The organism is Tomitella fengzijianii (assembly GCF_007559025.1).
Lineage (GTDB): Bacteria > Actinomycetota > Actinomycetes > Mycobacteriales > Mycobacteriaceae > Tomitella > Tomitella fengzijianii.
In genome coordinates, this window is the sequence record NZ_CP041765.1 from 3,798,196 (window position 1) to 3,821,784 (window position 23,589).

A 23,589-nucleotide genomic window follows, 5' to 3' on the forward strand; every position below is an offset into this window, starting at 1 on the left:
GGCACCTACCCGTTCCGGGCCTACCCGTTCTGCGCGCCCCGCAGGAAGTCGCCCGCCATCGTCACCGCCGGCCCCGACGAGTCGGCGCCCTCGATGAACGCGGTGAACGCCACGTCGCCCCGGATCCCCGCGAACCAGCCGTGCGCCGGGCCGCCGGCCACCTCCGCGGTGCCGGTCTTGCCGCCGAGCCCGTCGATGTCGGAGAGGCTGCGCGCGGTCCCGGACTGCACCGCCTCGCGCATCATCGCCCGCACCGCGTCCACCGTCGCGGGCTCGAGCGGGCCGGGCTCGCTGTTCGCCGTCGCGGGCTCACCCTCCACGAGCATCGGCAGCACCATGCGCCCGCCGTTGGCCAGCGACGCCACCATCTCCGTCATCCCGAACGGGCTGGCCGTCACGGTGCCCTGCCCGATGGCCGCCTCCACCCGGGCCGGGCCGGGCTCGGTCACCGGCACGGTGCCGGTCACCGTCGTCAGCGCCGGGGTGACGAAGTCGACGCCGAAGCCCAGCGACGCGGCCGTGTCGCGCATGGCGGTCGGCCCCAGGTCTGCCGACATGATCGCCTGCGTGGTGTTGCACGACTGCGCGAACGCCGTGTGCAGCGGCACGTCGCCCAGGTCGAAGTCGTCGTCGTTGGGGATCGAGCGGCCGTCCACCGTGACGCGCGCCGGGCAGGGGAGCACCGTGTCCGGCGCAGCGACGCCCGCCTGCAGCGCGGCCGAGGTGGTGACGGTCTTGAACGTGGACCCGGGCGGGAACAGCCCCGTCAGCGCGATGGACCCCTGCTTACGGGCGGCGTCGTTCTGCGCCACCGCCAGCACGCCCCCGGTCTGCGGGCTCATCGCCACGATCACGGCCGGCTCCGCGCGCGCGCCCACCGCCCGCTGCGCCGCCGCCTGCATCGTCACGTCCATCGTGGTGCGCACCGCGTCGAGCGGCGCCGGGGCTTGCCCGCCGATCTGCGCGTCGCCGTCGGGGTTCGACACGGTCAGCGACCAACCCGCCCCCTCGTCGAGCTTGCCGCGCCAGTACTCGCTCAGCTCGCCGAACACCGGTGAATCGAGGTTCTTGCCCGCCGTGATCAGCTTGCCCTGCTCGATCAGCTGCACGCCGTCGACGGCCTCCAGTGCCCCGCGGATCGGATCCAGGTCCTCGTCGCGCAGCGTGATCACGGTGTAAGGCGCGGCCGGGTCGGCGGCCACCGCGTCCTGGATCTGCCCCGCGGTGACCGACGGCTCGACGGTCGACACCGCGTCCGCGACCGGCCCGGCCGCCGCGAGGTTTCCGGCGTCGACGACGACCTGGGTCACCGGCGCCCAGTGCATCAGTTCCGTGCCGCTCCGGTCGACGATCGGGGCGGTGAATCGGCGCACGTCCGAGTACACGACGGCGCCGCCGGGCTGCAGGCGCGCGTCGATGATCTGCGGCGACCACTGCACCCGCGACCCGTCCGGGCCCAGCGCGATGGTGCCCTCGGTGTGCACCGTCTCGCCCGCGGGGACCTTCCAGTCGAAACCGGTGGGCAGCTCCGCGCCGTCGCCGTCCGGGGTGTCCATGTGCGCCTCGGTGCCGCCGATGCCGTCGAACACCGCCTGCAGGGTCTCCTGCGCGGCGGCCGGATCCGTCGTCAGCTCCGCGGCGGCCGCCACGTCGCCCTTGTTGAACGCCGCGGCGAACCTGTCCATCGGCCCGTCGTCGGAGCCGAACACGCTGCAGCCGGAGAGGACCAGTGCTGCGGTCACGGCGAGGGCCGACGCCGCTGCGGCGCGGCGCTGCCGGCCACGGGGTGTGTGCAAATACGACGTCATGCTTCGATGGCACCAGGGTTCGGCCGCCGTGTCGAAGTGGCGCGCGGGCGCGCGTCGATAGTGTGCGGCTATCGCCGCTGGAAGGCGGACATGCGCAGGTGGTCGACGGCGATGCGCGCTACCGCGCCCACAGACGCGTCGACCCGCGGCAGGTTCGCCTCGGCGCGCGCCGCGCGGGTCACCACGCACACGACGATCGGCGTCTCCCCGTCCGGTTCGACGACGGCGGTCTCGGCGCGGATGCGGCCGATCGTGCCGGTCTTTCCGAACACGCGGAACGTCTCCTGCGGAAAGCCCGACGCGATGCGGTGGGTCCACACCTGCCGGCCCAGCACCCCGCGCATGAAGCGGCACGATTCCGGCGACGCCGCAGTGTCCTTCCACACCGCGGCCATCGCCGTGCACAGCGCGCGGGGTGTGGCGCGGGTGACGTAGGCGGGATCCCCGGCGTGCACCGCGTCGGCCGCCGGATCGTGCGCCAGGTGGTGGGCGGCGTCCTCGTAGTCGGTGCCGCCCCATCGGCGCGCCCTCTCATGCAGGGCCCCCTCGCCGCCGGACGCGCCCGATCCGTCCTCGAGACCGGTCCCCAGCACGGCGAGCGCCTCGTCGAACGCCCCCGCCGGCAAAAGTCCCCGCAGCACCTCCGCCGCCGTGTTGTCGGAGACCGTCATCATGAGCAGCACGAGGTCGCGCACAGAGAGCTCGACGTTGTCGGCGAACGCCCCGAGGCCCGTCGGCCCGGGCGCGTGCCGCGCCGGATCCACCGTCACGCGGGCCAGCGGATCGAGTCGCCCCGCATCCGCCGAGCGGCAGACCGCCACCATCACATACAGCTTGTACATCGACGCAAGCACCACGGGCACATCGGATCCCGCGCCGATGCACTCATCCGGACGCCCCACCACGGCGGCATGCAGCCAGCCGTCCGCACCGGCGTCGGCCAGCACCGACCGCACGCCGTCACGCCAATCCGGCACGGCGCCAGCGCGATCCGGCACGGCGCCAGACCAATCAGTCATCGCAGTCCCCTACGGCCGTGCCCGCCGACACGGCATCGCGGGCGGCAGCGGCCAGCGCCTCGTCGAGTACCGCGCGCACGTCGCGCTGCGCATGGTCGGTCTGCCTTTCCGGGTGCACCACGGCGCGCAGGCGCAGGTCGAACTCGCGGGGCAGCGCGCGCCAGGCCAGTCCGCTCGCCCGGGCGAAGGCGGCGTCCACCACGGCGTAGCCCTCCCCGCCCGCGATGCGGCCGACGATGTCCCAGGCGCGGTCGACCTGCACCACCCGGGGCAGCGGCAACCGCGCCGCCACCAGATCCACCAGCAGATCGTGCGCCGCAGGGCACTCGTCGCGCGGAGTCGTCACCAGGTGGTGACCGGCCAGCCGCGCCCAGTCGAGACGCCGTCGGGCCGACGGGCCCCAACCGGCCGGCACCAACAGCACACGGGGCAGACGGTGCAGCCGACCCCGCGCCAGATCCGCGTACGGAGTGGGGTCTTCGACCACCCCGCATGCCATCTCGCCGGTGCCGACGGCGTCGACGATGCGCGGACAGGTCGCCCGGCGCGCCTCCACCCGTGCGCCCGACGCCGCAAGTGCGGCCACCGCCCCGGCCACCGCCGACGTCGGCACCGCCGCCGCCACACCGCATTCGAGAGTGCCACCGCGTGCGGCGATCCGACCGGCCTCCGCGGCCAGATGCTCGGCGTCGCGCAGCAGGGTCCGCGCCAGCGGCAGCACACGCCGCCCCTCTGCGGTGACCACCGCCGCCCGCGCCCCGCGGTCGATCAGTTGCAGGCCTACGCGATCCTCCAGCCGGCGGAGCCCCTGCGACACCGACGGCTGGGTCATCGCGAGCCGGTCGGCCGCCGCGCCGAAGTGCCCCTCCTCCGCCACCGCGACGAAAATCGCCCAGTGCCGCAGCAGGTCGATCCGGGTGGTCGTCACCGTTCCATCATCCGATCGCCCCGGCGCTGCCGTCCACGCACCCCGCCTGCTCACCCCACCTGTGCAACGCAGAGCGCAGCGGCCTCTGCGATTATCGGGGCATGGAACAGTCCTCGGTGTCGGTCGACGTGGTGGTCCTGCGCTTCGGCAACCCCCATCCGGGAAGCCTGCGCCTGGCCGTGGCCCCGCGGCGCCGCGAGCCCTACACGGGCCGCCTGGCGCTGCCCGGCGTGATGCTGCGCTCCGGCGAGCGGCTGCAGGACGGCGCCCGGCGCGCAGCGCAGGTCAAGCTGGGGATCCCCGCGGAGGCGATCGTCGACGTCGGGCAGCTCGCAGTGTTCGACGAGCCCAGCCGTGACCCCCGCGGCCCCACACTGTCGGTGGCGATGTGGGCCGTGGTGCGCGCCGACGACTACGTTCCCACCGACGACATCGACGTGCATTGGCTGGAGTTCGACGAGGCGACGGCGCTGGCGTTCGACCACGATCGCATCGTCTACCACGGCCGGCGCATCCTGGGCGGCATCCTGTGGCGGCACGACAGGTTCACCCGCGCCATCACCGGCCCCCGCTTCCCTGCCACTTTCGCCGTCGAGATCACCGCCGCCCTGCTCGGCGCGCGGCCGGACGCCGGGAACCTCAACCGCACGCTCAAGATGCTGCCCGGGCTCGAACGCACCGACGAGCGGATGCGGGTGCAGGCCACGGGGCGGCCGTCCGTCGTGTGGCGGTGGGAGGACGACGGACCGCGGCTGGGCGACGCGCAACTCGACGACGCCGGGCTGGGCGGCCCCCCGGCCGAGTGAGGCCTGGCGGCGGCGGTGCACGTCGCGGCCGCACACCCCGCCGACACGCTCTACCGCGACGACAGCCCGGCCAGCGACATTCCGCTGAGCCACGAATTCACCGCGGCGTCGACCATCGCGTGGGGCGGGTTCTCCCACAGCATCCCGCCGATGAGACGCAGCTGATGCGCCTTCGCCACCAGGCCGTCCGGCGACAGATCCGTCGTCATGAACACGGCCTGGCTGGGCGGGGGCGGTGCAGGCACGGCAGCGGCCGGAGTCGCCAGCGCCGGCACGGTGATCGCCACCGCCGCAACCACAGCGGCCCCCGCGCCGGTCACACGCGTCCGGACGGCCCGGTTCTCAATCGTCATGCCTCTCCTCATCCCGCACACCCCCATAACCCGGCGCACCGCCCAGTGCCCGCGACTCGTAGCCGGCGCGCGTATTCGACCCGCGCACGGCCCTGACCTGGTCCGGAACCATCCGCCGGAGCACCGCATCCCGCAACCGCTGGGGCAGCAGCAGTCCCGCGCGGGCGAGCGGACCCACGTATCCTGGCACGGTCACCTCGAAGCGGGGCCGGCGGATCGCAGATGCCACGGCCTCCGCGACATGCTCCGGCCGCAGCAGAGCAGCACCGCCCGCGTCGGTACCCGCGGCCAGCGTCGTATCCACCACCACCGGCATCACCGCGGTGATCGCGACGCCGCTGCCGCGCAGCTCCTCACGCACCGCCGTGAGATACCCCAGCACGCCGTGTTTGGTGGCCGCATACGTCGCCTCGCCGGGGGGCGCCAGCCGCGAAGCCGCCGACGCCACAGTGACGATCTGGCCGCCGCCGCGCTTCCGCATCGCCGGTGCGGCCAGCCGGACACCGCGGATCACCCCGTGCAGGTTCACGGCGAGCATCGCGTCGGTGGCCGTGTCCGGCTCCTCGTCGAAGGGCCCCACCCACATCACGCCGGCGTTGTTGACCAGCACGTCCAGCGGGCCCTGCGACTGCTCCGCGGCACTGAGAAACCCCCGGAACGACGCCGTGGAAGCAACGTCCAGCGCCAGCGCCACGGTGCCCCCGCCGAGCTCGTCTGCCGCCGCTTGCGCCGCCTCGAGGTCCTTGTCGCCGATGACGACCCGGGCGCCCGCGTCGACCAGCACGCGCGCGATCTCACGCCCGATGCCTTGCGCGCCGCCCGTGACGGCCACGACTTTGCCCGCGACGGGACCGCCCGCTGCGCGTACGACCATGCTCGTCCACCTTCCATGCCACGGCGCCGGGAATCCAGCGCGCCGCACCGGCCCGCCCGTTGTCGTGTGGTCATGTCAAATATCGTGTGCACGAGTGTGCCACGCGAACACACGATGAGGACCGTCGTCTTGTCCGACCCGAACGGCCGACGGTACGGCGGTCTCACCGCGTCGGCTCCGTCACGCAGATACGCCGAGCCGCGAGACTCACCGAACGCGGATTCCACGAGTCGTTCACCGACCTCTCTGCACTGCGCCCGGATCCGGTCCGTCCGATCGCCCCCGACCGCGGAGCGCCTCTGGGTACATTCCAGCTGTGCCGAAATCCCCCATGGCCCATGCTCTGGGCGACGCGATCGCCGCGCCCATCCGCCTGGCCACGGTGCTGCAGCGGTCGATCGCAGCGCTCGACCAGATGACGGGCGACGCCGTCCGTGACGCCGCGGCGCTCACGCTTGCCGCCACCGAACGCTCGGCCGCCGTCTCGGCACGCGCCGACGCCGCGGCCACCCCCGACGCCCGCGCAACCACGTACGCCGGCACGACCACGGTGGCCGTCACCCTGCCCGGGCCGGACATGGAACCGCCCGGGCCCGACGCGCCCGCGGTGCACGTGCAGACCGGGCTCGCAGGCGAAGCGGACGACGTCGTCTCCTATTCCGCGCCGGAACTCGTCCCGCACAAGCATCGCCGGGTGGACTACGACTTCTTCTCCGGCATCGCCCCCGAGATCCGCCACCCGGGCGGCGCCCTGCCCGGGGCCAACCTGTGGGATACGCCGCCCAGCGCCGAGCGCCCCGTGCCCGTCGTCCTCGTCCACGGCACGGCCGGCGGCGGGCAGACCAACTGGGGCCCCTACGTCCCGCTGCTCACCAACCACGGCTTCTCGGTGTTCACGCTGACCTACGGCGCGATCCCCGGCTCGGCCTGGCCGGTGTCCGCGATGGGCGGAATGCGGCGCATCGAGGACAGTGCGGCCGAGTTCGGCGCGTTCGTCGGGCACGTGCTGGACGCCACCGGCGCGGAGCAGGTGGACGTCGTCGGCCATTCCCAGGGCACTCTGGTTCCCGGCTACTGGGCCAAACGCCTGGGCGGGGCGGACCGTATCCGCCGGTACGTCTCGCTGGCGCCGCTGTGGCAGGGCACCCGGGCGTTCGGCGCGCTGCGCGGCACCCTCGCCGCCGTCGGCATGCGGTTCGGCGTCGCCGGTCTAGACGTGGCGGCCAGCCTGTCGATACCGCAGATGATCACCGGATCCGACTTCCTCGCCGAGCTGTGGTCCGGCGGCACCCCGTACGTGGAGGGGATCGAGTACACCAACATCTCCACCGAGCACGACGAGTTCGTGGTGCCCTATACGAGCGGGCAGATTCCCGGCGGCCCCGGCATGGACGTCACCAACATCGTCGTCCAGGACGGCTGCCCCGCCGACCACAGCGACCACCTGGGCATCTGCGGATCGCGGCGCGCCGCCACCATCGTGCTCAACGCCCTCGACGACATCGACCAGAACCCCGTGCCCGCCGGGTTCGTGCCGCCGTTCTTCGGGTAGCCGGAACGCCGCTACGGTGGTGGCCGTGACCGTGCCCGATCGCCCCGCCGCCCCTCGTCCCGCCGCCTCTCGTCCCGCCGCCTCTCGTCCCGCCGCCTCTCGTCCCGCCAGCTCTCGTCCCGCCAGCTCACCGGAACCGATGAGCGTCCACGAGGCCATCGCCCTGCGCCGCGACGTGCGCGCCGAATTCAGCGGCGACCCGATCGACGACGCGACGCTCATGCGCATCCTCGGCTCGGCGCACCGGGCGCCGTCCGTCGGCAACACGCAGCCGTGGGACTTCGTCGTGGTCCGCGACCCGGCCACGCTGGACAGGTTCGCCGGGCACGTCGCAGACAAGCGCCGCGCATTCGCCGAGTCGCTGCCACCGGAGCGCAAGGACACCTTCAACCCGATCAAGATCGAGGGCATCCGCGAAAGCCGCACCGGCGTCGTCGTCACGTACGACGGTTCCCGCGGCGGCCCGAACGTCCTGGGCCGGCACACCATCGAGGACACCGGGCTGTTCTCTGCCGTGCTGGCCATCCAGAACCTGTGGCTCGCGGCCGTGTCCGAGGGCATCGGCGTGGGCTGGGTGTCGTTCTACGACGAGGATTTCCTGGCCGACCTGGTGGCCATACCGGCCCCGGTGCGCCCCATCGCCTGGCTGTGCGTCGGCCCGGTGACCGGATTCCAGCAGGTGCCGGACCTGGAGCGGTTCGGCTGGCGGGGACGGCGTCCGCTGGAGGACGCGGTGCACCTCGAACGTTTCCGCAGCTGACTGCGCCGCACCCGTCCCGACGCTGCTACGCCCGAGGGGACCATCTCTGTTATATTGTTGCTTTCGGTAAGCAATTAGCTTTCGGTAAGCAACCAGGAGGTCATGTGATCGAGGCCGAACAGGCGGGGGTCATCCTCGGCGAGATGGTGGAGATCGGCCGCGCATTCCGCACGGCCGGACGCCGCAGCAGGGAACGTGGTCTGACAGGCACCAAGTTCAGCGTGCTCCAGCAACTGCGCGAATCGGACACCAGACTCACCGGCCTCGCCGAACGGCTGGAACTCTCGGCGCCGGTCACCTCGCGGGCCGTCCAGGCGCTGGAGTGCGAGAAACTGGCTGAACGCAACCCCGACCCCGACGACGCCCGCGCCGTGCGGATCTCGATCACCGAAGCCGGCCTGGCATACCTCACCGCACGGGAGAGGGCCGCCGTCACCGCGTTCACCGAGCACCTCGGCGAGTGGTCCCCGGACGAGGCCGCCCGGACCATCGAGACCCTCCGGACACTCCGCGGGAAGCTCACCCGCGCATTCGACGACCTCGACACGGCCGCCCTGCGCGCCGGCGACAGGGCAGGAGCACGCGGATGAGCACCGGATCGACCGCCCCAACCGCCGCCCCGCGGAAGTACTCGCACGGCGAGGTGCTCGGCGTCATGGCAGGCCTGCTCGCAGCCCTGTTCACGGCGATGCTCTCCACCACCGTCGTCTCCACCGCGCTTCCCACGATCATGGCCGACCTGCACGGCACCCAACGCCAATACACCTGGGTGATCACCGCCAGCCTGCTGATGATGACCATCAGCACACCGATCTGGGGCAAGCTCTCGGACCTGTTCAGCAAGAAGCTGCTCACCCAGCTCGCGATCCTGCTGTTCGTCGCGGGATCGCTTGCCGCCGGCTTCTCCCACTCCATCACGCTGATGATGGTGGCGCGCGCGGTGCAGGGCATGGCGATGGGCGGGCTCATCGCGCTGGTGCAATCGGTGATGGGGTCGATCGTCTCGCCCCGCGACCGCGGCCGCTACGCCGGATACATGGGTGCGGTGATGACCGTCGCCACCGTCTCCGGCCCGCTGCTGGGCGGCGTGATCACCGACGAGATCGGCTGGCGCTGGACGTTCTTCGTGTGCGTCCCGCTGGCCGTCATCGCGCTCGCACTCATCCAGTGGAAGCTGGACCTGCCCGCCAACCCGCGGACCGGGCGCGTCCGCATCGACTACCTCGGCGGCATCCTGCTTTCGGTCGCCGCGGCCCTGCCGATGCTGTGGGTGACGTTCGCGGGCAGCGACTACGCCTGGGTCTCGTGGCAGTCGGCCGCATTCCTGGCCGGATTCCTCATCACTGTCGCCCTCACCGTGCTGGTGGAGCTGCGCGCGCCCGAGCCGATGCTGCCCCTGCGGGTGCTCCGCAACTCCACAGCGGTGCTGATGATCGTCGCCAGCCTCGCGGTGGGCGTGGCCATGTTCGGCTCCGGGGTGTTCCTCACCCAGTACTTCCAGCTGGGCGCCGGCTATACGCCCACCAAGGCCGGAGTGATGACGATCCCGATGATCATCTCCCAGATGCTCTCGGCCACCATCGGCGGACAGATCGTCAGCCGCACGGGCAGGTGGAAACCCATCATGGTGGCCGGCAGCATCACGATGCTCGCCGGGCTGGTGGGCCTGGGCACGATCTCGCACACCACGTCCTACCCCCTCGTCGCCCTCTACATGGTGCTGCTCGGACTCGGCGTCGGCACGCTCGTACAGAACATCGTGCTCGCCGTGCAGAACACCGTCGACGTCACCGAAGTGGGCGCCGCGTCCGCCGCGATCGCGTTCTTCCGCTCGCTCGGCGGAGCGGTGGGCGTCACGGCCCTCGGGGCGGTGCTGACCAACCTGGTGGCGGGCAACATCCGCGACGGCCTGAGCCAGATGGGGATCCCCGCCGACCGGCTGGGTTCGGCCGGAGACACGCAGCTGGACGTCAGCGGGCTGCCCGCGGAGATACAGGGGGTGTTCCACGACTCGTACGCCGACGGGTTCGGCCCGCTGTTCATGATCGCCGCCGCCATCGCCGTGGTGACCGTCATCGCGGTGATCGTCGTCCGCGAGACCCCGCTGCGACTCACGATCGGAATGGATCGTCCGGAGGGTGGCGCGGACTCGGATACGGGACCTGGGTCGGGGGACTCGGACTCGGAGGATTCGACGCCATCCGGCGCTACGGACAGCGGGGCCCGCACCTCGTAACCCGCACCCACGCCGAGTTGCTGCTCGATGTGACTTGGATTATAGAACATGCTTGCTGTCGAACTTGTGTGCCGGTAGGGTGGTATGCGAGGGGATCGGGGGGTTTGTCATGGGGGATGGAGCGGCCGGGGGTGCGGCTGGTGCTGCTGCGCGGGGCACGGTGTTCGAGGCGACCCGGGTGGTGGCCGGCGAGGGTCGGGTGGGCCCGGATGCGGCGCGCGGCGCCGATCATGTGGCGGGCATGGCGGATCTGTTGATGGCGCCGATGTCGGAGGGATTGTGGCGGTGCACCGACGGGATGCTCGACGGGTTCGTCGCCGAGATCGGCGGCTGGCGCCGATGTCTCGAGGTCGCCGAGGTGCGGGTGCTCGCCGAGCAGGTGCGGCGCCGCGGCGAGGCCACAGGCATGGGCGTGCACGCGGCGGTCAACCGGGTCGGTGACGCGTTGGCGCTGGCCGGGTCGCTGTCGACCGATCAGGCGCGGGGCCGTGTCGGTTTCGCCGTGGGGCTCGACGCCCTGCCGGATACGTTGGCCGGGTATGCCGACGGGTCGGTCTCGCGGGAGCAGGCCGGCAAGATCGTCACGCTCGTCGATACGGTGCCCGATATGCCGGGCCGCGCGCAGACCGTGGCCATGTGTGAGCGGGCGCTGCTCGAGGCGGCGAGGATCAGTCCCGGGGTGGGCCGGGCGTTCGGCAGTGCGCTGTCGAATCTGCGGACCGCGCTGGACCCGGACGGCAGGGCCCCGGCCGATGATCCGGGGCGTAACGAGTTGACGTTGTCGCCGTTGCTTGATGGCCGGTATTCGCTGCGCGGCAATCTCGACGCGGCGAGCGCGGAAGCGCTGTATGCGGCGGTCCTGCCGATGTCGGCGCCGCGCCCCGAGGACGATGGCAGCCGGGATCGGCGGGGGGCGCCGCAGCGCCGCGCGGACGCGCTCGGGGAGTTGGTGCGCCGGTTCCTCGCGGGCCTGGACCCGGACATCGCCGCCCGGGTCAACGCGGACAGTGACAACGCGGGCGGTGACGGCGCGGCCGGCGGCGGCGGCGCGGGCAGTGACGGCGCGGGCGGCGGCGGCGCGGGCAGTGACGGCGCGGCCGGCGGCGACAGCGGCACGGGCGAACACGGTGGCGGGCAGTCGTCGGCCGGGCCGGTGCCGGGCGGGTATGCACGTCCGCAGGTGCACGTGCACATCCGTGCGGCCGACCTGGCCGGGGTGTCCGGCGGGCGCGGCAGGTTCCTGGGTCTGTTGCGGGCGGGCCGGGTCAGTGAGTTGTTCGCGGCGCTGGGCGCGGGCCGGGGCGAGTACACCGGTGCCCTGGGTGCCGGGGAGATCCGGCGTATCGCCTGTGACGGGGTGGTCACCCCGGTGGTCGTCGACGATGCGGGGGTGCCGCTGGTGCTCGGTCGGACGGTGCGTTTAGCGACCGCGGGCCAGCGGCGGGCGTTGGCGGTGCGTGATCAGGGGTGCGCGTTTCCGGCGTGTACGCGGCCGACGGCGTGGACCGAGGCGCATCACATCGTCGAGTGGTCCGCGGGTGGCCCCACTGATCTGGACAATCTGGTGTCGTTGTGTTCGGCGCATCATCGGGCGGTGCACAACGACGGCTGGGACATTGCCTTGTCGGAGCACCGTGTGCCGGTGTTCCGGCCGCCGGCCGGTGTCGATCCGTATCGGCGGTGGGTCGATACCCACGGCCTGGCCACCGGCGAACCCGCCACCGGCCCGGGAGACCTGCCCCCACCACGGTGAACACCGCGCACCGCCACCCTCGCGCCACGCACCACGGCACGGGGGTGGAAGTGCGCGACCGTCCACCCGCATCTCAGCTCACCACAACCTGCGGCAAGTGCCCTCCACGCCGCGCCGGCACGGGAATAGGTTCGCCCCCGCTTAGGTTGCACGGGGTGGATCGGCCGCGTTCCGTGTCCCCCGGGCTCAAACCATTGCCCTCGCGGAATACCGTCCGGCAGGAGCCGCGTTGCGCCTATCGCCGAGAGGCGACCGAGCGCGGTCGGTCCGCCTTATCCTCCGACACCAGCGCGCACGCCCGGTCGCACGAGCGCCGCCGCCTCGCGGCCCGCGATGCGCCCGAAGGCCAGCGCGTCGGCGATGTGGAAGCCGCCGTCCTTGCACCAGCTGTAGGTGGAGCTCACCTCTCCGGCCGCGAACAACCCCGGAATCGGCTCGCCGTGCACGTCCAGCACCCGGGACCGCCCGTCACGCCGGGGCCCGCCGCTGCTCCAACCGATCATCGGCACCACCTCGAGCGCGTAGTACGGCGGCGCGTCCACGGGGCCCATCGTCGCCGGATCGCGCCCGAACCAGTCGTCACGGCCCGCCGCGCACGCTGAGTTGTAGTGGCGCAGCGTCGCCTCCAGCGTCTCCGGGTCGACGCCGATAGCCTCGGCGAGCGCCTGCGGGGTGTCGGCGGCGACGATCCGGCCGTCCGCGAGTTCCGCGGAATTGTCGGCACTCCACCGGGTGTCGTACTCCAGCAGCTCCCACCCCACCGGCAGCACGCCGCGGTCCGGACTCAACGGCCCGGCGGAGAGCAGCCGGCTGTCGAACACCACGTGGAACCGGTGCGTGGGGAAGTGTTCGTAGCGGCCGTCGTGTTCGACGTGCCCGTGCCGCGCCTCCGCGGTCTCGTCGGCGAACCGCCGCCCGGCCGCCGAGACGAACAGGTGGTGGGGCGAGCCCCACAGCGCCAGGTACATCCCCGTGCGCCGGCCGGTGTCCACGCCGGTGATCGTCATCATGTTGTCCATATGCCACAGGTCGGCCCCCGCCTGTTGGGCCATCCGGTGGCCGTCGCCGGTCGAGTGCGGAGACCCCCACAGCACGTGGTCCGGCAGGCGCAAGTAGTCGCGCACCATCTGCGGGTTCGCGGCGAATCCGCCGGTCGCCAGCACCACGCTCCGCGCCTCCACCGTCGTCCCGTCCTCGAGCGCGACGCCCGCAATCCCACCGTCCGGGTCCCGGACGATCTCGCGGGCCGCCGCCCCTTCCCGCACCTCGATGCCCCGATCGGCGAGCACCCCGCGGAGGAACCCCAGCAGCGCGCCGTTGCCCATCCGGCCGTCGACCGTGTCCATGCCGGTGTAGCAGTCTGCGCCGTCGACCCCGAGGTACTCCGGGCTGGTGTGGTATTCGCCGCTCCGCGCCACCGGCGCACCGAGGGACCGCATCCACTGCGAGTTCACCGCGGTCTCGGCCGCCCACGAGCGGATGACCTCGTCGTCCAACCCGTACTGCCCGCACAGGGTCCGGAGGAACACCTCGGCACGCTCGGGGCTGTCGTGGGTGAACCAGCCGCCGCCGGACACGCGGGTGTTCCCGCCCGCGGTCGCGGCGTCGCCCTTCTCCAGCACCAACACGCTGGCACCCGACTCGTGCGCGCTCAACGCCGCCGCCGCGCCTGCCGCGCCCGCGCCGACGACCAGCACGTCGTATCCGCCTCCGCGCGCATCGGTTTCGCGCACGCCGTCGCCGTCCACCGTCATTCCCGCTCCCTTCGCGCCTTTCCATGAACGTAATCCGCGTCACAGCAGGTGCATCGGGGCCCTCTCAACCAGCGGGAGGTTCCGGCGGGCGGGGATCCATCGGCGATGCGGGTTCCGCGGCGGGACGGGCTCAGCCGGCCGCGGGAGAGCGTCGGGGAATCCCTACAGCTGCTCGTCCAGGGCGAACCGCACGATGCGCGCGCGATCCGCCGCGGCGCCCGCCTCGTCGCGTGTCGGCGTCCGCCCCTTCGGCAGGCTCAGGAACGGGTCCTGCGCGGCGCTCGTGACGCCGCGCTCCACCAGCTCGATGATCAGATCCGCGACCTCCACACGGTCATCGACGAGCAGTCCTTCTGCGCGAAGATCGCGGCCGCGCAGCCGAAGCGACGCCGGGCGCGGCAGCCGGAAATTGGTCATCCAACCGGTACGCGCTCCGAACGCCCACACCTCGTCGGGACTGAACGCGTAGTACGCGACGGGAAGCGCGAAACTCCGCCCGGACTTGGCCCCTGTATACGACACGACCATCAGCTTTCCGCTCGCCAGTCGATGCACGGGCGAGCGGAGAAGCGGGACGACCAGGCGGTTGGCCGCATTGAAGACGGCAGCCAGCGGACGCGGATAGGGCGTGCTCATGCGTCGACGGTACACAGATCGACGCCGCTGGAGCCCCGGAATCAGCACCCGGCCACGGGTAGCGTGAACCGATGGCACCACTTCACGAAACCTACCGCGGCACCGGAGCCGACCTGCCCTTCGGCGACCCGCTTCGCGCGCACGGCGTCGCGATGGAGGGCTACTTCTGGCGGTTCACCCGGCCGGACACGGGCGACGTGGTGATCGCGCTGTGCGGAATCAACAATGGCAGTGCCGACCAGGGCGGCGTGAGCCGGCGCGGAGTGAGCCGGCGCGGGGTGAGCCAGGACGGGACCGGCACGTGGGCCACCGTCGGACTGGCCGGACACCCGGGCGGATTCCTGCGCACCGACGCCGTGCCCGGAGCATCCGCGGCGCCGGACCGCCTGGGCGCATCCGCGGGCGGAGCCTTCGCCGGCACCGCCGACCACGTCCGGATGGATCTGGGCCCGCGCGCCCGGCTCGACGTCGCCGTCACCGGTCACGTCCCCTGGCCGCGGCGGCGCTTCGGCGGATCGAGCGTGTTCCATTGCGTCCCGGCGCTCAACCAGTACTGGCACCCGTGGCTCCTCGGCGGCCGGGCCCATGGAACTGCGGTATTGGGCGACGAGACGATCGATCTCACCGGAGCGCAGGTGTACGGCGAGAAGAATTGGGGCCGTGAGGGTTTCCCGGGATCATGGTGGTGGGGCCAGGCGCACGGATTCGACGAACCGGACGCGTGCGTCGCCTTCGCCGGGGGAGAGGTGACCGCGGGGCCGCTGCGCACCGAGGTGACGGCCTTGGTGGTCGCGCTTCCCGGCGGGCGGGTGATCCGGCTCGGCAACCCCGTGACCTCCCCTGTCCACGCCACCGTGACGGATGAATCCTGGTCGCTGCGCGGCCGGAACGCCAACTGGGAGGTGCGCGTGGAGGCCGAGTCGCCGCTGGGGGACGCGCATGTCCTGCCCGTGCCGATCCCCTCCGAGGGCCGCAACGTGCCCGGCGCCATCGAGCACCTCGCGGGACGGCTCTCCGTGATGGTGCGGCGGCGCGGACGCACATACTGGAGCGGCGAAACACGCCTTGCCGCACTGGAACACGGGGGTATCGACCGGGCGCGCGCCGAGGTGCGCCGGCGCGGTGGCCCGGCCGATGCGACCGGCGCCCCGCCGATCCGCTGAGGCAGTGCGCCCACGATCGGCGGGCGCGGCCACGCCTTACCGTGGTCACGCCCTACCGTGGTCACGCCCTACCGTGGTCACGCCCTACCGTGGTAATGCCTCACCGCGGCCGGGTCAACACCGCCTCGGCCAGCGCGGGTTCCGCGCGCAGTGCCTTGCGCACGGCCGCCTCCCAGAACCCGTGGTAGCCGTTGCCGTCGCTGCGCGCCTGCCGGTCCATCCACCAGTCCGGCAACGACGACTTCTCGGGGCCGCCCGCCACCCGCACCATCCATGCGTTCTTGGCGCGCTGCTCCAGGGCCACCGCGCGCAGATATGCCGCGCGGGCGGTGTCCCCGATGACGAAGACCCCATGGCCGCCGAGGATCGCGCGGTCCGCGTACCCGATCGCCCGCACCGCGGAGTCCGCCGACTCGCGGCTGTCGACGGCACCCTCGTACTCGTCCACCAGCACCACCTCGCCGCCGCCGAGGCTCGAGCTCTGGTCGTAGGCGGGCGGCACCGCCTTGATGTCGCTCCACACCGTCCCGTACTCGGAGTGGTTGTGCACGGCGTACTGCACCTCGGGCCGCGCGGCGTGCAGCGCCAGGTGCAGGGGGATCCCCAGCGGCACCGGCCATTCGCCCTCGAGCACGTTGCCGTCGAGGTCGATGCGCAGCACATCCGCCGGCATCATCTCCTCCCAGGTGAGCAGCCACGGATTGCACAGCAGCGTCCCGTCGCCCATGTTGACCGTGATGTGCCCGGCCAGGTGGTCGCAATACCCCTCGGCCCACAGCGTGCGCCCCAGCAGCACGATCTCCTCGCGCACGTCGAGCTCCGGGATCAGGTGATCGGGGGTGGGGGTGAAGCCGTTCGGCGCCGGTGCCATGTCAACGCTCCTGTTCGTCGCGGGGCAGCACCGTCGCGGGCAGCGGGTGCCGGTAGAGCTTCGCGGCGTTCTCGCTGCACATCATGCGCAGCTCACGGGCGGGGATGCCGGCCCAGTACCGGTCGAGCACGTCCTGCGTGCGCGGCCAGGTGCCGTCGCCGTGCGGATAGTCGGTCTCCAGCATGATGTTCTCGACGCCGATCACGTCACGCAGGGCGATGGTGGACGGGTCGTCGAGGGTGCAGAACCAGAAATTGCGGCGCAGGATATCGGCGGGTCGCTCGTCCCAGCCCAGTCCGTAGCCGGAGCGGTCGATGATGTTGTCGAGCCGGTCGATGAGCATGGGCACCCAGCCGATGCCGCCCTCGCTCATCGCGATCTTCAGCGTCGGGTTGTCCTTGGGGTAGCCCGACCACAGCCACTCGGAGCACGCTCCCAGCGACAGTTGCCCGAACATCGTCGCGCCCAGCTGCAGCCCCGGCGCGCCCTTCGGGTAGGAGTACATGCCCGAGCTGCCCACGTGCAGGGAGACGACGGTGTCCGTCTCGACGCAGGCCCGGATGATCGGGTCCCAGTGGTCGCGGTCCCACAGCGACGGCAGGCCGATGGCGTGCGGGCGCTCCGGGAAGGTGACGGACGTGAACCCGCGCTCGGCGTTGCGGTGGATCTCCTTGACCGCCTCCACCGGGTCCGTCAGATAGGTGATGCCGCCGGGGATCACCCGCTCCGGGTACTCCAGGTACCACTCGTTGTAGAGCCAGTCGTTCCAGGCGCGGGTGGCGGCGATGCCCACCTCGCGGTCCTTCGCGAACGCGAACACCCTGCCGCAGAAGCCGGTGATCTGCGAGGGGAAGTTGAGCATGGCCCAGATTCCGCCCAGGTCCATATCTTTGACGCGGGCGTGGATGTCGTAGCAGCCGGGGCGCATCTGGTCGAAGCGGAACGGCTCGTACTTGACCGTCTCCTTGCGTCGGCCGGCGACGGCGTTCATCCCCACCTGCGAGTAGATGTCGCCGTCGAACTCCCACACCTGTGCGCCGGTGCCGTTCTCCACCATCTTCGGTCCGCGGTCCCGCAGGCCGGCGGGCATCCATGTGGAGAACAGGTGCGGCGGTTCCACGACGTGGTCGTCGACCGAGATGATCGTGTAGCGGCTGTCCTGCTGTTCCGGCTCCGGCGCGAACAGCGCCGGGTCGAGGTCTTCAGGTGCGGTCGTCATCGGCTTTCCCTTCCCGCGGGCGGCGCGAGCCGCCCGCGGCATCTGTCCGGAGCGCTCTGGCTCGCGTCGGCGGGCCCGGATCGGCGGGCCCGAAAGCGTAGGCGGGCTAATATCACTATGTGATATGATCTATCACATAGTTTTAGCTTAGGAGTGGTCCACATCGCAGTCAAGACCCTGACGACCCTCTCCAGGGGCCTGCGCACGCTCGAGGCGCTCGCCGCCGCGCAGCCCGTCGGGCTCACCGAGCTGGCGGGCATCCTCGGCGAGGACAAGAGCGCCCTGCAACGCACGCTCGCGACGCTGCACGCCGACGGCTGGATCGCCCCCAGCCCCGGCGCGCGCGCCCACTGGGAGCTGACCACGCGGGCTCTGTCGATGGCCGGGGGCGCGGCCGCGTCGTCGCCGCTGGTGACCCGTGGCCGCCCGTTGCTGGGCGCACTGCGCGACGCGACCACCGAGACCGCCCACCTGGCGCTCGTGGCCGCACCGTCGCTGGTCGTCGTCGACGTCGCCGAGGCCCGGCAGGTGGTGCGCACCGCCCTGCACATCGGCAGGCGGCTGCCGGCGGACACCAGCGCCGGCGGACGAGCGGTATGCGCCGAGCTGGACGCGCCCGCGCGCGGCGAGTTCACGTACGGCTCCCGCGACCTGCTCGACCCGGGCGATTACTCGGAGATCCATCAGCGCGGGTGGGCGGTGTGCGAGGGCGATGTGAAGCCCGGATGGACCAGCGTCGCCGGGGCCGTGCGTGCCGCGGACGGACGCCCGGTGGGGGCGGTCGTGGTCAGCGGCCCGTCGACCCGCCTGGCCCCGGAGCGCTACCCGGACATCGGGCCGATGGTGCGGGACGTCGTCGCCGAGCTCAGCGGCGCATGACCCGGGCGGCGCGGGGTCACCGCTTGTCGTTGATCCACCTGCGCAGGACGACTGCCTGGTTGTGCTCCTCGTCCTTGGCCGAGTAGAGCAGCACGATGTCCCGGTCCTTCGCGGCGGCGACGAGGACGTGCGCCGCCCCGTCGGCGTCGCCGTCCAGCTCCGCCCGGTACCGCTCGGAGAACTCGGCGAACCTGCCCGGATCATGGCCGAACCATTTCCGCAGGTCCGTGGTGGGGGCGACGTCCTTCACCCACTCGTCGAACGGCAGCGACACCTTCGACACCCCCCGCGGCCACACGCGGTCCACGAGGAAGACGCTGGGACGATCAGGGCCGGACGCTGCGGCCGCGACCTCGTCGTGCTGCGGGTGGCCCTCGGTGGCCTCGTAGACGCGGACCAGGCTGATCTGCCCCATCGGACTCCTCCGTTCCACCCTGCGGCCGGGCGAGCATGCGCCGTGTCCTCCGCACACACCACCGTAGTCCCCGGCGCGCCCAGCCCGTCCCGTTCCGCGGGGCGCGACGCACTCGCCGGAGTCCGGGCGGTGCAGCCGGGTACCGTGAACCGCCATGCGGTGCGACGTGTCCGTCCTCGACGATCCGGTGCGGAATTCTCTGCTCGGGGCGCACGCGCACCTGGCCCGCCGGGTGGGCGGCGCGGTCACCTACCGCGAGGGCGTGTGCACCTTCGCGGCCGTGCCCCCGCTGCCGGCCCCCGCCGACTGGCGCGACCTCGAACAACTCGTGGGCGCGGGCGGGCTCGCCGACCTGTTCAGCGCCGAACTCACCGCCCCCGCCGCCTGGACACCGGAGTTCGCCGCGGACGGCGTCCAGATGGTGCTGGATCCGCCGCAGGCCCGCCCGGTTCGCGCGGCGGTGGGATCGGTCGTGGAACTCGGAGCGGACGACGTGCCGGACATGCTCGCGCTCACGGCCGCGACAACCCCCGGGCCGTTCTTCGACGGCACCATCTCCATGGGCACGTACCTCGGGGTGCGCGATGACGGTCGACTGGTCGCGATGGCGGGCGAACGGCTCCGGCCGCCCGGATGGACCGAGATCAGCGCCGTGTGCACGGCGCCCCAGGTCCGCGGCCGCGGCCTCGCCTCGCTCCTGGTCGACGCCCTTGCACAGCGGATCCTCGCACGCGACGAGCGCCCGTTCCTACACGCGGTGGGCAGCAACACCGGGGCGATCGCACTGTACGAGCGGCTCGGGTTCCGCCACCGGAAGGACGTCCGCTTCCACGGCTACCGGGTTCCGGCGGGCCGATGACGACTCTTCGACTCCGAGCGGGCCGCCGGCCGCAGGACGCTAGTCCGGCCGCATCACGCTGAGGCAGAACGGATGCCCTGCCGGATCCAGCAGTACCCGCCACCGTCGGGGCGAGGGCTGCACGTCGGCCTCGCGGGCACCGAGCGCAACGGCCGCCTCGACATCGGCGTCGAGATCCTGTGACGCCAGGTCCAGGTGCATCTGCTGATGCTGAGACCCGCCGGGCCACGATGGCGGCGTGTAGTCGTCCACCCGCATCAGGGTGAGCATCGGCCCGGCGCCGGACAGGCTGATCACGCCGCGGTCCTCGGTGGCGAACGCCTCCTCCAGACCCAGCAGGCGCGAGTAGAACCGGGCGAGCACGTCCGGGTCGGGGCAATCGATGGATATCGAGGCCAGTGCGGCGATGCGATCGGTCATGGCCCCAGATTAGCCGCGACCACCGACAGGAATTCACCACGCGGACTGCCGGTCCGGTCCGCAGAGAGCCCGCCGCGTCGGCTCCGGTGGAGAACACCGTGAAAAACATCGGACGACGTTTCATCGACTGTCATGCATAGGAAGTACAACTCTTCCGCACTTTTACATACCTGCGGTAGCTTCAAATTCGGTTTCCACCGATTGAAGTACGTGAGTGTCGTCGTGATCGCGATATCCGGCGCCGCAGCCCCCATCCGCCGGCAGCAGGGCCCCATTGCAGTGGCCCCGCAGCCATCGCTCGCAGGAATGCACATGACCGAGATCTTGAACTCCGTTCGATCGACCCCCGCCCGCCCGCTCATCGCGGCCGATCCTGCGCCGCTGTCCGGCGCGGACGAGCTGATCACAACCCTCGTGGAGCCGTCGGCACGGCGTCTGACGGGGCGGCGGGTCGCCGTAGTGGGCATGGGCTACGTGGGGCTTCCATCCGCGTTGTCACTGGCCGGGGCCGAGGCGCACGTCGTCTGCGTCGATATCGACACCACCCGGCTGGACGCGATCCGCCAGCGGAACGTTGACCTGCTCGACCGCGACCTGGTACGGCTCGATTCGGCGCTCACCGCGCAGCTGCTCGAGCTGACGGCCGATGCGCGGGCGCTGCAGTCCGCGGAGGCCGTCATCGTCTGCGTGCCCACGCCCATCGACGACCACCTCACACCGGACCTGCGCGCACTGTCCGCCGCCTGCGCCGCCGTCGTCGACAACGCCCGTGCCGGGCAGACGCTCATTCTGACCTCGACGACCTACGTCGGTTGCACCCGCGACCTGCTGATCACCCCGCTCACGGCCCGCGGTTTCTCCGTGGGCGCCGACGTGTCCGTGGCATTCAGCCCGGAGCGCATCGACCCCGGCGTGGTCGACCACGCGCCCGACCTCACGCCGCGCGTGCTCGGCGGCACCACGGAGACGTGCACCGCCCGCGCGGCGGACATCCTCTCGGCCACTGCGGCGGAACTGCACACGGTGTCGTCGCCCGAGGCCGCCGAAATGACGAAACTCGTGGAGAACAGCTTCCGGGCGGTCAACATCGCGCTGGCGAACGAATTCTCCGACGTCGCGCACGCGATGGACCTCAACGTCATGGAGGTCATCGCCGCGGCGTCCACCAAACCGTACGGATTCATGCCGTTCTATCCCGGCCCCGGGGTGGGCGGCCACTGCATCCCCTGCGACCCCCATTACCTGCTGTGGCAGCTGCGAACCCTGCGTTCACGGGCGCCCCTGGTCAACGAGGCAATGACGGCGATCGCGGCCCGGCCCGGCGTCGTCGTCGACCGCGCGCGGCGCATTCTCGGCGATGCTGGCCTGCCGCTCAGCGGGTCACGCGTCCTCGTCGTCGGAGTCGCATACAAGTCGGGTGTCGCGGACCTGCGGGAATCGACCGCGGTAGAGATCATCGACCAGTTGCGGGGCGCCGGCGCGGCGGTGTCGTTCACCGACCCGATGGTGGACACCCTGCGCACACGGCACGGCGGCACGCTCTGCGCCGTCGGCGATGCGGAGAGTCGCGCGTGGGATCTCATCCTCGTGCACACCATCGCGCCCGAGGATGACGTGGCCTGGTTGGCCGAGCGCCCGGCCGTCCTCGACACCACCTACAAGCTGGTCGATTTCCCCGGCCGCCACGTCCTCTGACGCCCGCCGATGAGAACCGATTCAACTGAGCCGGAAAGCTCCCGACCCGAAACTGTCGCCCGGCGAGCCGGGCACACGCGCCGGCCCGGCATCCGCGTCGCCCTCGCCACGCACACGGCGGGCGGCCCCGGGGCTCCCGTAGACGGGCCGTCGCACCCGCCGGCGAACGGCCCCGGCAACGGCCGCGCACGGCGGTGGCTCGGCCGGCGCACGCCGCCGGTGCAGCGCGGGATCCGGCGGATCGCGGTCACCGTGGCCCTGCTTCCGCTGGTGGCGCTGCTGGCGTGGCGGCTGCCGCGGATCTTCACCGCGGACCCCCTGCTGATCCTCTACGGCGTCACGGTCCTGGCCGGCACCATTGCGCTGCTGTTCATCGCCTACACGCGATACGACGACCCCAGCGAGCGCAAAGGCGCTCATCGGCCGCGGGACCGCGACACGTTCCCCCCGCTCGCAACCCGGCCGTCGGTGACCCTGCTGATGGCCGTCAAGGACGAGGCCGAGGACATCGAGAAGTGCGTGCGATCCATGGTCACCAGCGACTACCCGGAACTGCAGGTGATCGTCATCGACGACGGATCCTCCGACGGCACGGTCGAGATCCTGCGAAACCTCGAAGGCCCCTTGGAATTCCTGCTGTTGGCGCTGCCGCAGAACGTGGGCAAAAAGCACGCGCTCACGCGCGGCGCCCACTTGGCCACCGGCGACATCCTCGCTTTCACCGACTCGGACTGCGTGCTCGAAAGGTCGGCGCTGTCGCGCTGTGTGCGGGCGCTCGTATTGCACCCCGAATTGGGCGCCGTGAGCGGCCACGCGCGCGCGCTCAACCGAGAGTCCTCAATGCTCGCCCGCATCCAGGACGTCTGGTATGAAGGGCAGTTCCGGGTGATGAAGGCCGCCGAGGCCACGTTCGGCTCCGTCACCTGTGTGTCCGGCCCGATGGCGGTGTTCCGCCGGGACGCCGTGTTCAACTATCTGCCAGCCTGGGCCGAAGACCGCTTCCTGGGCGGCGAATTCCGCTTTGCAACCGACCGCCAACTCACCGGGTACGTGCTCGGCCAGCGCTGGGCCGGCCGCGCGCTCAAGCAGGCGCACAGCGGTTCACCCTTCCTGGCCGTCGACTATCCGGAACGCGAGTGGCGGGTCGGCTACGTGCGCTCGGCCCGGGTGTGGACGAACGTACCCGAATCCATCCGGGCGTTCTACAAGCAGCAGATCCGCTGGAAGAAGAGCTTCATCCGCAACTGCTTCTTCACCGGCAGGTTCATGTGGCGCCGCGGCCCCGGACCCGCGGCCCTCTACTACGGCCACGTCCTGTGGGTACTGGCGGCGCCGGTGATGGCCGTCCGCCACCTGATCTGGGCGCCGCTGAGCGGGCTATGGCTGCTCAGCGGGCTCTACCTGTGCGGCGTCACCCTGAAGGGGTGCGCGTACGGGCTCGCGTACAAGTTCGACAACCGCGGCGACCCCGCCTGGTGCCTGCGCCCGTTGATGAGCCTGATCTCGTCGCTCACGCTGTCGTGGATGCTCGTCTACTCGGCACTGACCATCCGTCGCGGAATCTGGAGCAGAACCTCATGAGCGGCCGC

The 23,589-nt window shown here is 71.7% G+C and carries 22 protein-coding genes; 11 read left to right on the plus strand and 11 right to left on the minus strand.

Annotation, left to right across the window (positions count from 1 at the left end):
• Positions 1-20: 20 nt before the first annotated feature.
• The 3 genes from FO059_RS17270 to FO059_RS17280 all read right to left on the minus strand — a co-directional run bounded on the left by FO059_RS17270 (position 21) and on the right by FO059_RS17280 (position 3,755).
• Positions 21-1,808 (minus strand): penicillin-binding transpeptidase domain-containing protein, encoded by a 1,788-nt coding sequence (locus FO059_RS17270; RefSeq protein ID WP_143910168.1) that lies wholly within the window; start codon positions 1,806-1,808, stop codon positions 21-23.
• A gap of 68 nt (positions 1,809-1,876) precedes the next feature.
• Positions 1,877-2,827 carry a serine hydrolase gene (locus FO059_RS17275; protein ID WP_143910169.1) on the minus strand — a complete coding sequence of 317 codons (951 nt, stop codon included), beginning with the start codon at positions 2,825-2,827 and terminating at the stop codon, positions 1,877-1,879.
• Positions 2,820-3,755, minus strand: coding sequence for a LysR family transcriptional regulator (locus tag FO059_RS17280; protein ID WP_143910170.1), 936 nt, complete (start codon positions 3,753-3,755; stop codon positions 2,820-2,822). The genes FO059_RS17275 and FO059_RS17280 overlap by 8 nt, the downstream gene beginning before the upstream one ends.
• Positions 3,756-3,856: 101 nt before the next feature.
• Between FO059_RS17280 and FO059_RS17285 the strand changes: the two genes are divergently transcribed.
• Entirely contained in the window at positions 3,857-4,561 is a 705-nt protein-coding gene (locus FO059_RS17285) for an NUDIX domain-containing protein (RefSeq protein ID WP_143910171.1), read from the plus strand.
• A gap of 50 nt (positions 4,562-4,611) precedes the next feature.
• Here FO059_RS17285 and FO059_RS17290 read toward each other — a convergent pair whose 3' ends face one another.
• Positions 4,612-4,914, minus strand: a complete 303-nt coding sequence (locus FO059_RS17290) for a hypothetical protein (protein WP_143910172.1) — start codon at positions 4,912-4,914, stop codon at positions 4,612-4,614.
• Entirely contained in the window at positions 4,904-5,788 is an 885-nt protein-coding gene (locus tag FO059_RS17295) for an SDR family oxidoreductase (RefSeq protein WP_143910173.1), read from the minus strand. Before FO059_RS17295 ends, FO059_RS17290 begins: the two co-directional genes overlap by 11 nt.
• A gap of 316 nt (positions 5,789-6,104) precedes the next feature.
• Here FO059_RS17295 and FO059_RS17300 point away from each other — a divergent pair, with 316 nt between their 5' ends.
• The 5 genes from FO059_RS17300 to FO059_RS17320 all read left to right on the plus strand — a co-directional run bounded on the left by FO059_RS17300 (position 6,105) and on the right by FO059_RS17320 (position 12,089).
• Positions 6,105-7,340 (plus strand): esterase/lipase family protein, encoded by a 1,236-nt coding sequence (locus FO059_RS17300; RefSeq protein ID WP_233266970.1) that lies wholly within the window; start codon positions 6,105-6,107, stop codon positions 7,338-7,340.
• Between the two features lie 139 nt (positions 7,341-7,479).
• A complete protein-coding gene (gene bluB, locus FO059_RS17305; RefSeq protein WP_143910174.1) occupies positions 7,480-8,100 on the plus strand; it encodes a 5,6-dimethylbenzimidazole synthase in 621 nt (206 codons plus the stop codon).
• A 104-nt stretch (positions 8,101-8,204) separates the two neighbouring features.
• A complete protein-coding gene (locus FO059_RS17310) occupies positions 8,205-8,690 on the plus strand; it encodes a MarR family winged helix-turn-helix transcriptional regulator (RefSeq protein ID WP_143910175.1) in 486 nt (161 codons plus the stop codon).
• Positions 8,687-10,336, plus strand: coding sequence for an MDR family MFS transporter (locus FO059_RS17315; RefSeq protein WP_143910176.1), 1,650 nt, complete (start codon positions 8,687-8,689; stop codon positions 10,334-10,336). The genes FO059_RS17310 and FO059_RS17315 overlap by 4 nt, the downstream gene beginning before the upstream one ends.
• Before the next feature lie 109 nt (positions 10,337-10,445).
• Positions 10,446-12,089: an HNH endonuclease signature motif containing protein gene (locus tag FO059_RS17320; protein ID WP_143910177.1), complete on the plus strand. Its 1,644-nt coding sequence runs from the start codon at positions 10,446-10,448 to the stop codon at positions 12,087-12,089.
• 272 nt (positions 12,090-12,361) lie between these two features.
• Here the strand turns inward: FO059_RS17320 and FO059_RS17325 are convergent, their stop codons facing one another.
• Both FO059_RS17325 and FO059_RS17330 read right to left on the minus strand, forming a co-directional pair.
• On the minus strand, positions 12,362-13,843 hold the full coding sequence (locus FO059_RS17325) for an FAD-dependent oxidoreductase (RefSeq protein WP_143910178.1): 1,482 nt from the start codon (positions 13,841-13,843) through the stop codon (positions 12,362-12,364).
• A gap of 162 nt (positions 13,844-14,005) precedes the next feature.
• Complete coding sequence (locus FO059_RS17330) at positions 14,006-14,479, minus strand: hypothetical protein (protein WP_143910179.1); 474 nt, start codon at positions 14,477-14,479, stop codon at positions 14,006-14,008.
• 71 nt (positions 14,480-14,550) lie between these two features.
• On the opposite strand from FO059_RS17330, the gene FO059_RS17335 reads away from it, so the two are divergent.
• Positions 14,551-15,642 carry a tocopherol cyclase family protein gene (locus tag FO059_RS17335; protein ID WP_143910180.1) on the plus strand — a complete coding sequence of 364 codons (1,092 nt, stop codon included), beginning with the start codon at positions 14,551-14,553 and terminating at the stop codon, positions 15,640-15,642.
• Positions 15,643-15,742: 100 nt separating this feature from the next.
• On the opposite strand, the gene FO059_RS17340 is transcribed toward FO059_RS17335, so the two are convergent.
• On the minus strand, positions 15,743-16,513 hold the full coding sequence (locus FO059_RS17340) for a class II aldolase/adducin family protein (RefSeq protein ID WP_143910181.1): 771 nt from the start codon (positions 16,511-16,513) through the stop codon (positions 15,743-15,745).
• 1 nt (position 16,514) lies between these two features.
• The gene (locus FO059_RS17345) at positions 16,515-17,732 is read right to left on the minus strand and encodes an amidohydrolase family protein (protein WP_143910182.1); all 1,218 of its coding nucleotides are present in this window, start codon (positions 17,730-17,732) and stop codon (positions 16,515-16,517) included.
• A 153-nt stretch (positions 17,733-17,885) separates the two neighbouring features.
• Here FO059_RS17345 and FO059_RS17350 point away from each other — a divergent pair, with 153 nt between their 5' ends.
• Positions 17,886-18,611 (plus strand): IclR family transcriptional regulator, encoded by a 726-nt coding sequence (locus FO059_RS17350; RefSeq protein WP_143910183.1) that lies wholly within the window; start codon positions 17,886-17,888, stop codon positions 18,609-18,611.
• A 16-nt stretch (positions 18,612-18,627) separates the two neighbouring features.
• Here the strand turns inward: FO059_RS17350 and FO059_RS17355 are convergent, their stop codons facing one another.
• Entirely contained in the window at positions 18,628-19,026 is a 399-nt protein-coding gene (locus FO059_RS17355; protein ID WP_143910184.1) for a DUF488 domain-containing protein, read from the minus strand.
• A gap of 154 nt (positions 19,027-19,180) precedes the next feature.
• Between FO059_RS17355 and FO059_RS17360 the strand changes: the two genes are divergently transcribed.
• Positions 19,181-19,885 (plus strand): GNAT family N-acetyltransferase, encoded by a 705-nt coding sequence (locus tag FO059_RS17360; protein WP_143910185.1) that lies wholly within the window; start codon positions 19,181-19,183, stop codon positions 19,883-19,885.
• 39 nt (positions 19,886-19,924) lie between these two features.
• Here FO059_RS17360 and FO059_RS17365 read toward each other — a convergent pair whose 3' ends face one another.
• A complete protein-coding gene (locus FO059_RS17365; RefSeq protein WP_143910186.1) occupies positions 19,925-20,305 on the minus strand; it encodes a VOC family protein in 381 nt (126 codons plus the stop codon).
• A 312-nt stretch (positions 20,306-20,617) separates the two neighbouring features.
• Here FO059_RS17365 and FO059_RS17370 point away from each other — a divergent pair, with 312 nt between their 5' ends.
• Positions 20,618-22,000 (plus strand): nucleotide sugar dehydrogenase, encoded by a 1,383-nt coding sequence (locus tag FO059_RS17370; protein WP_143910187.1) that lies wholly within the window; start codon positions 20,618-20,620, stop codon positions 21,998-22,000.
• 219 nt (positions 22,001-22,219) lie between these two features.
• The gene (locus FO059_RS17375; RefSeq protein ID WP_235671098.1) at positions 22,220-23,581 is read left to right on the plus strand and encodes a glycosyltransferase family 2 protein; all 1,362 of its coding nucleotides are present in this window, start codon (positions 22,220-22,222) and stop codon (positions 23,579-23,581) included.
• The last annotated feature ends 8 nt before the right edge of the window (positions 23,582-23,589 follow it).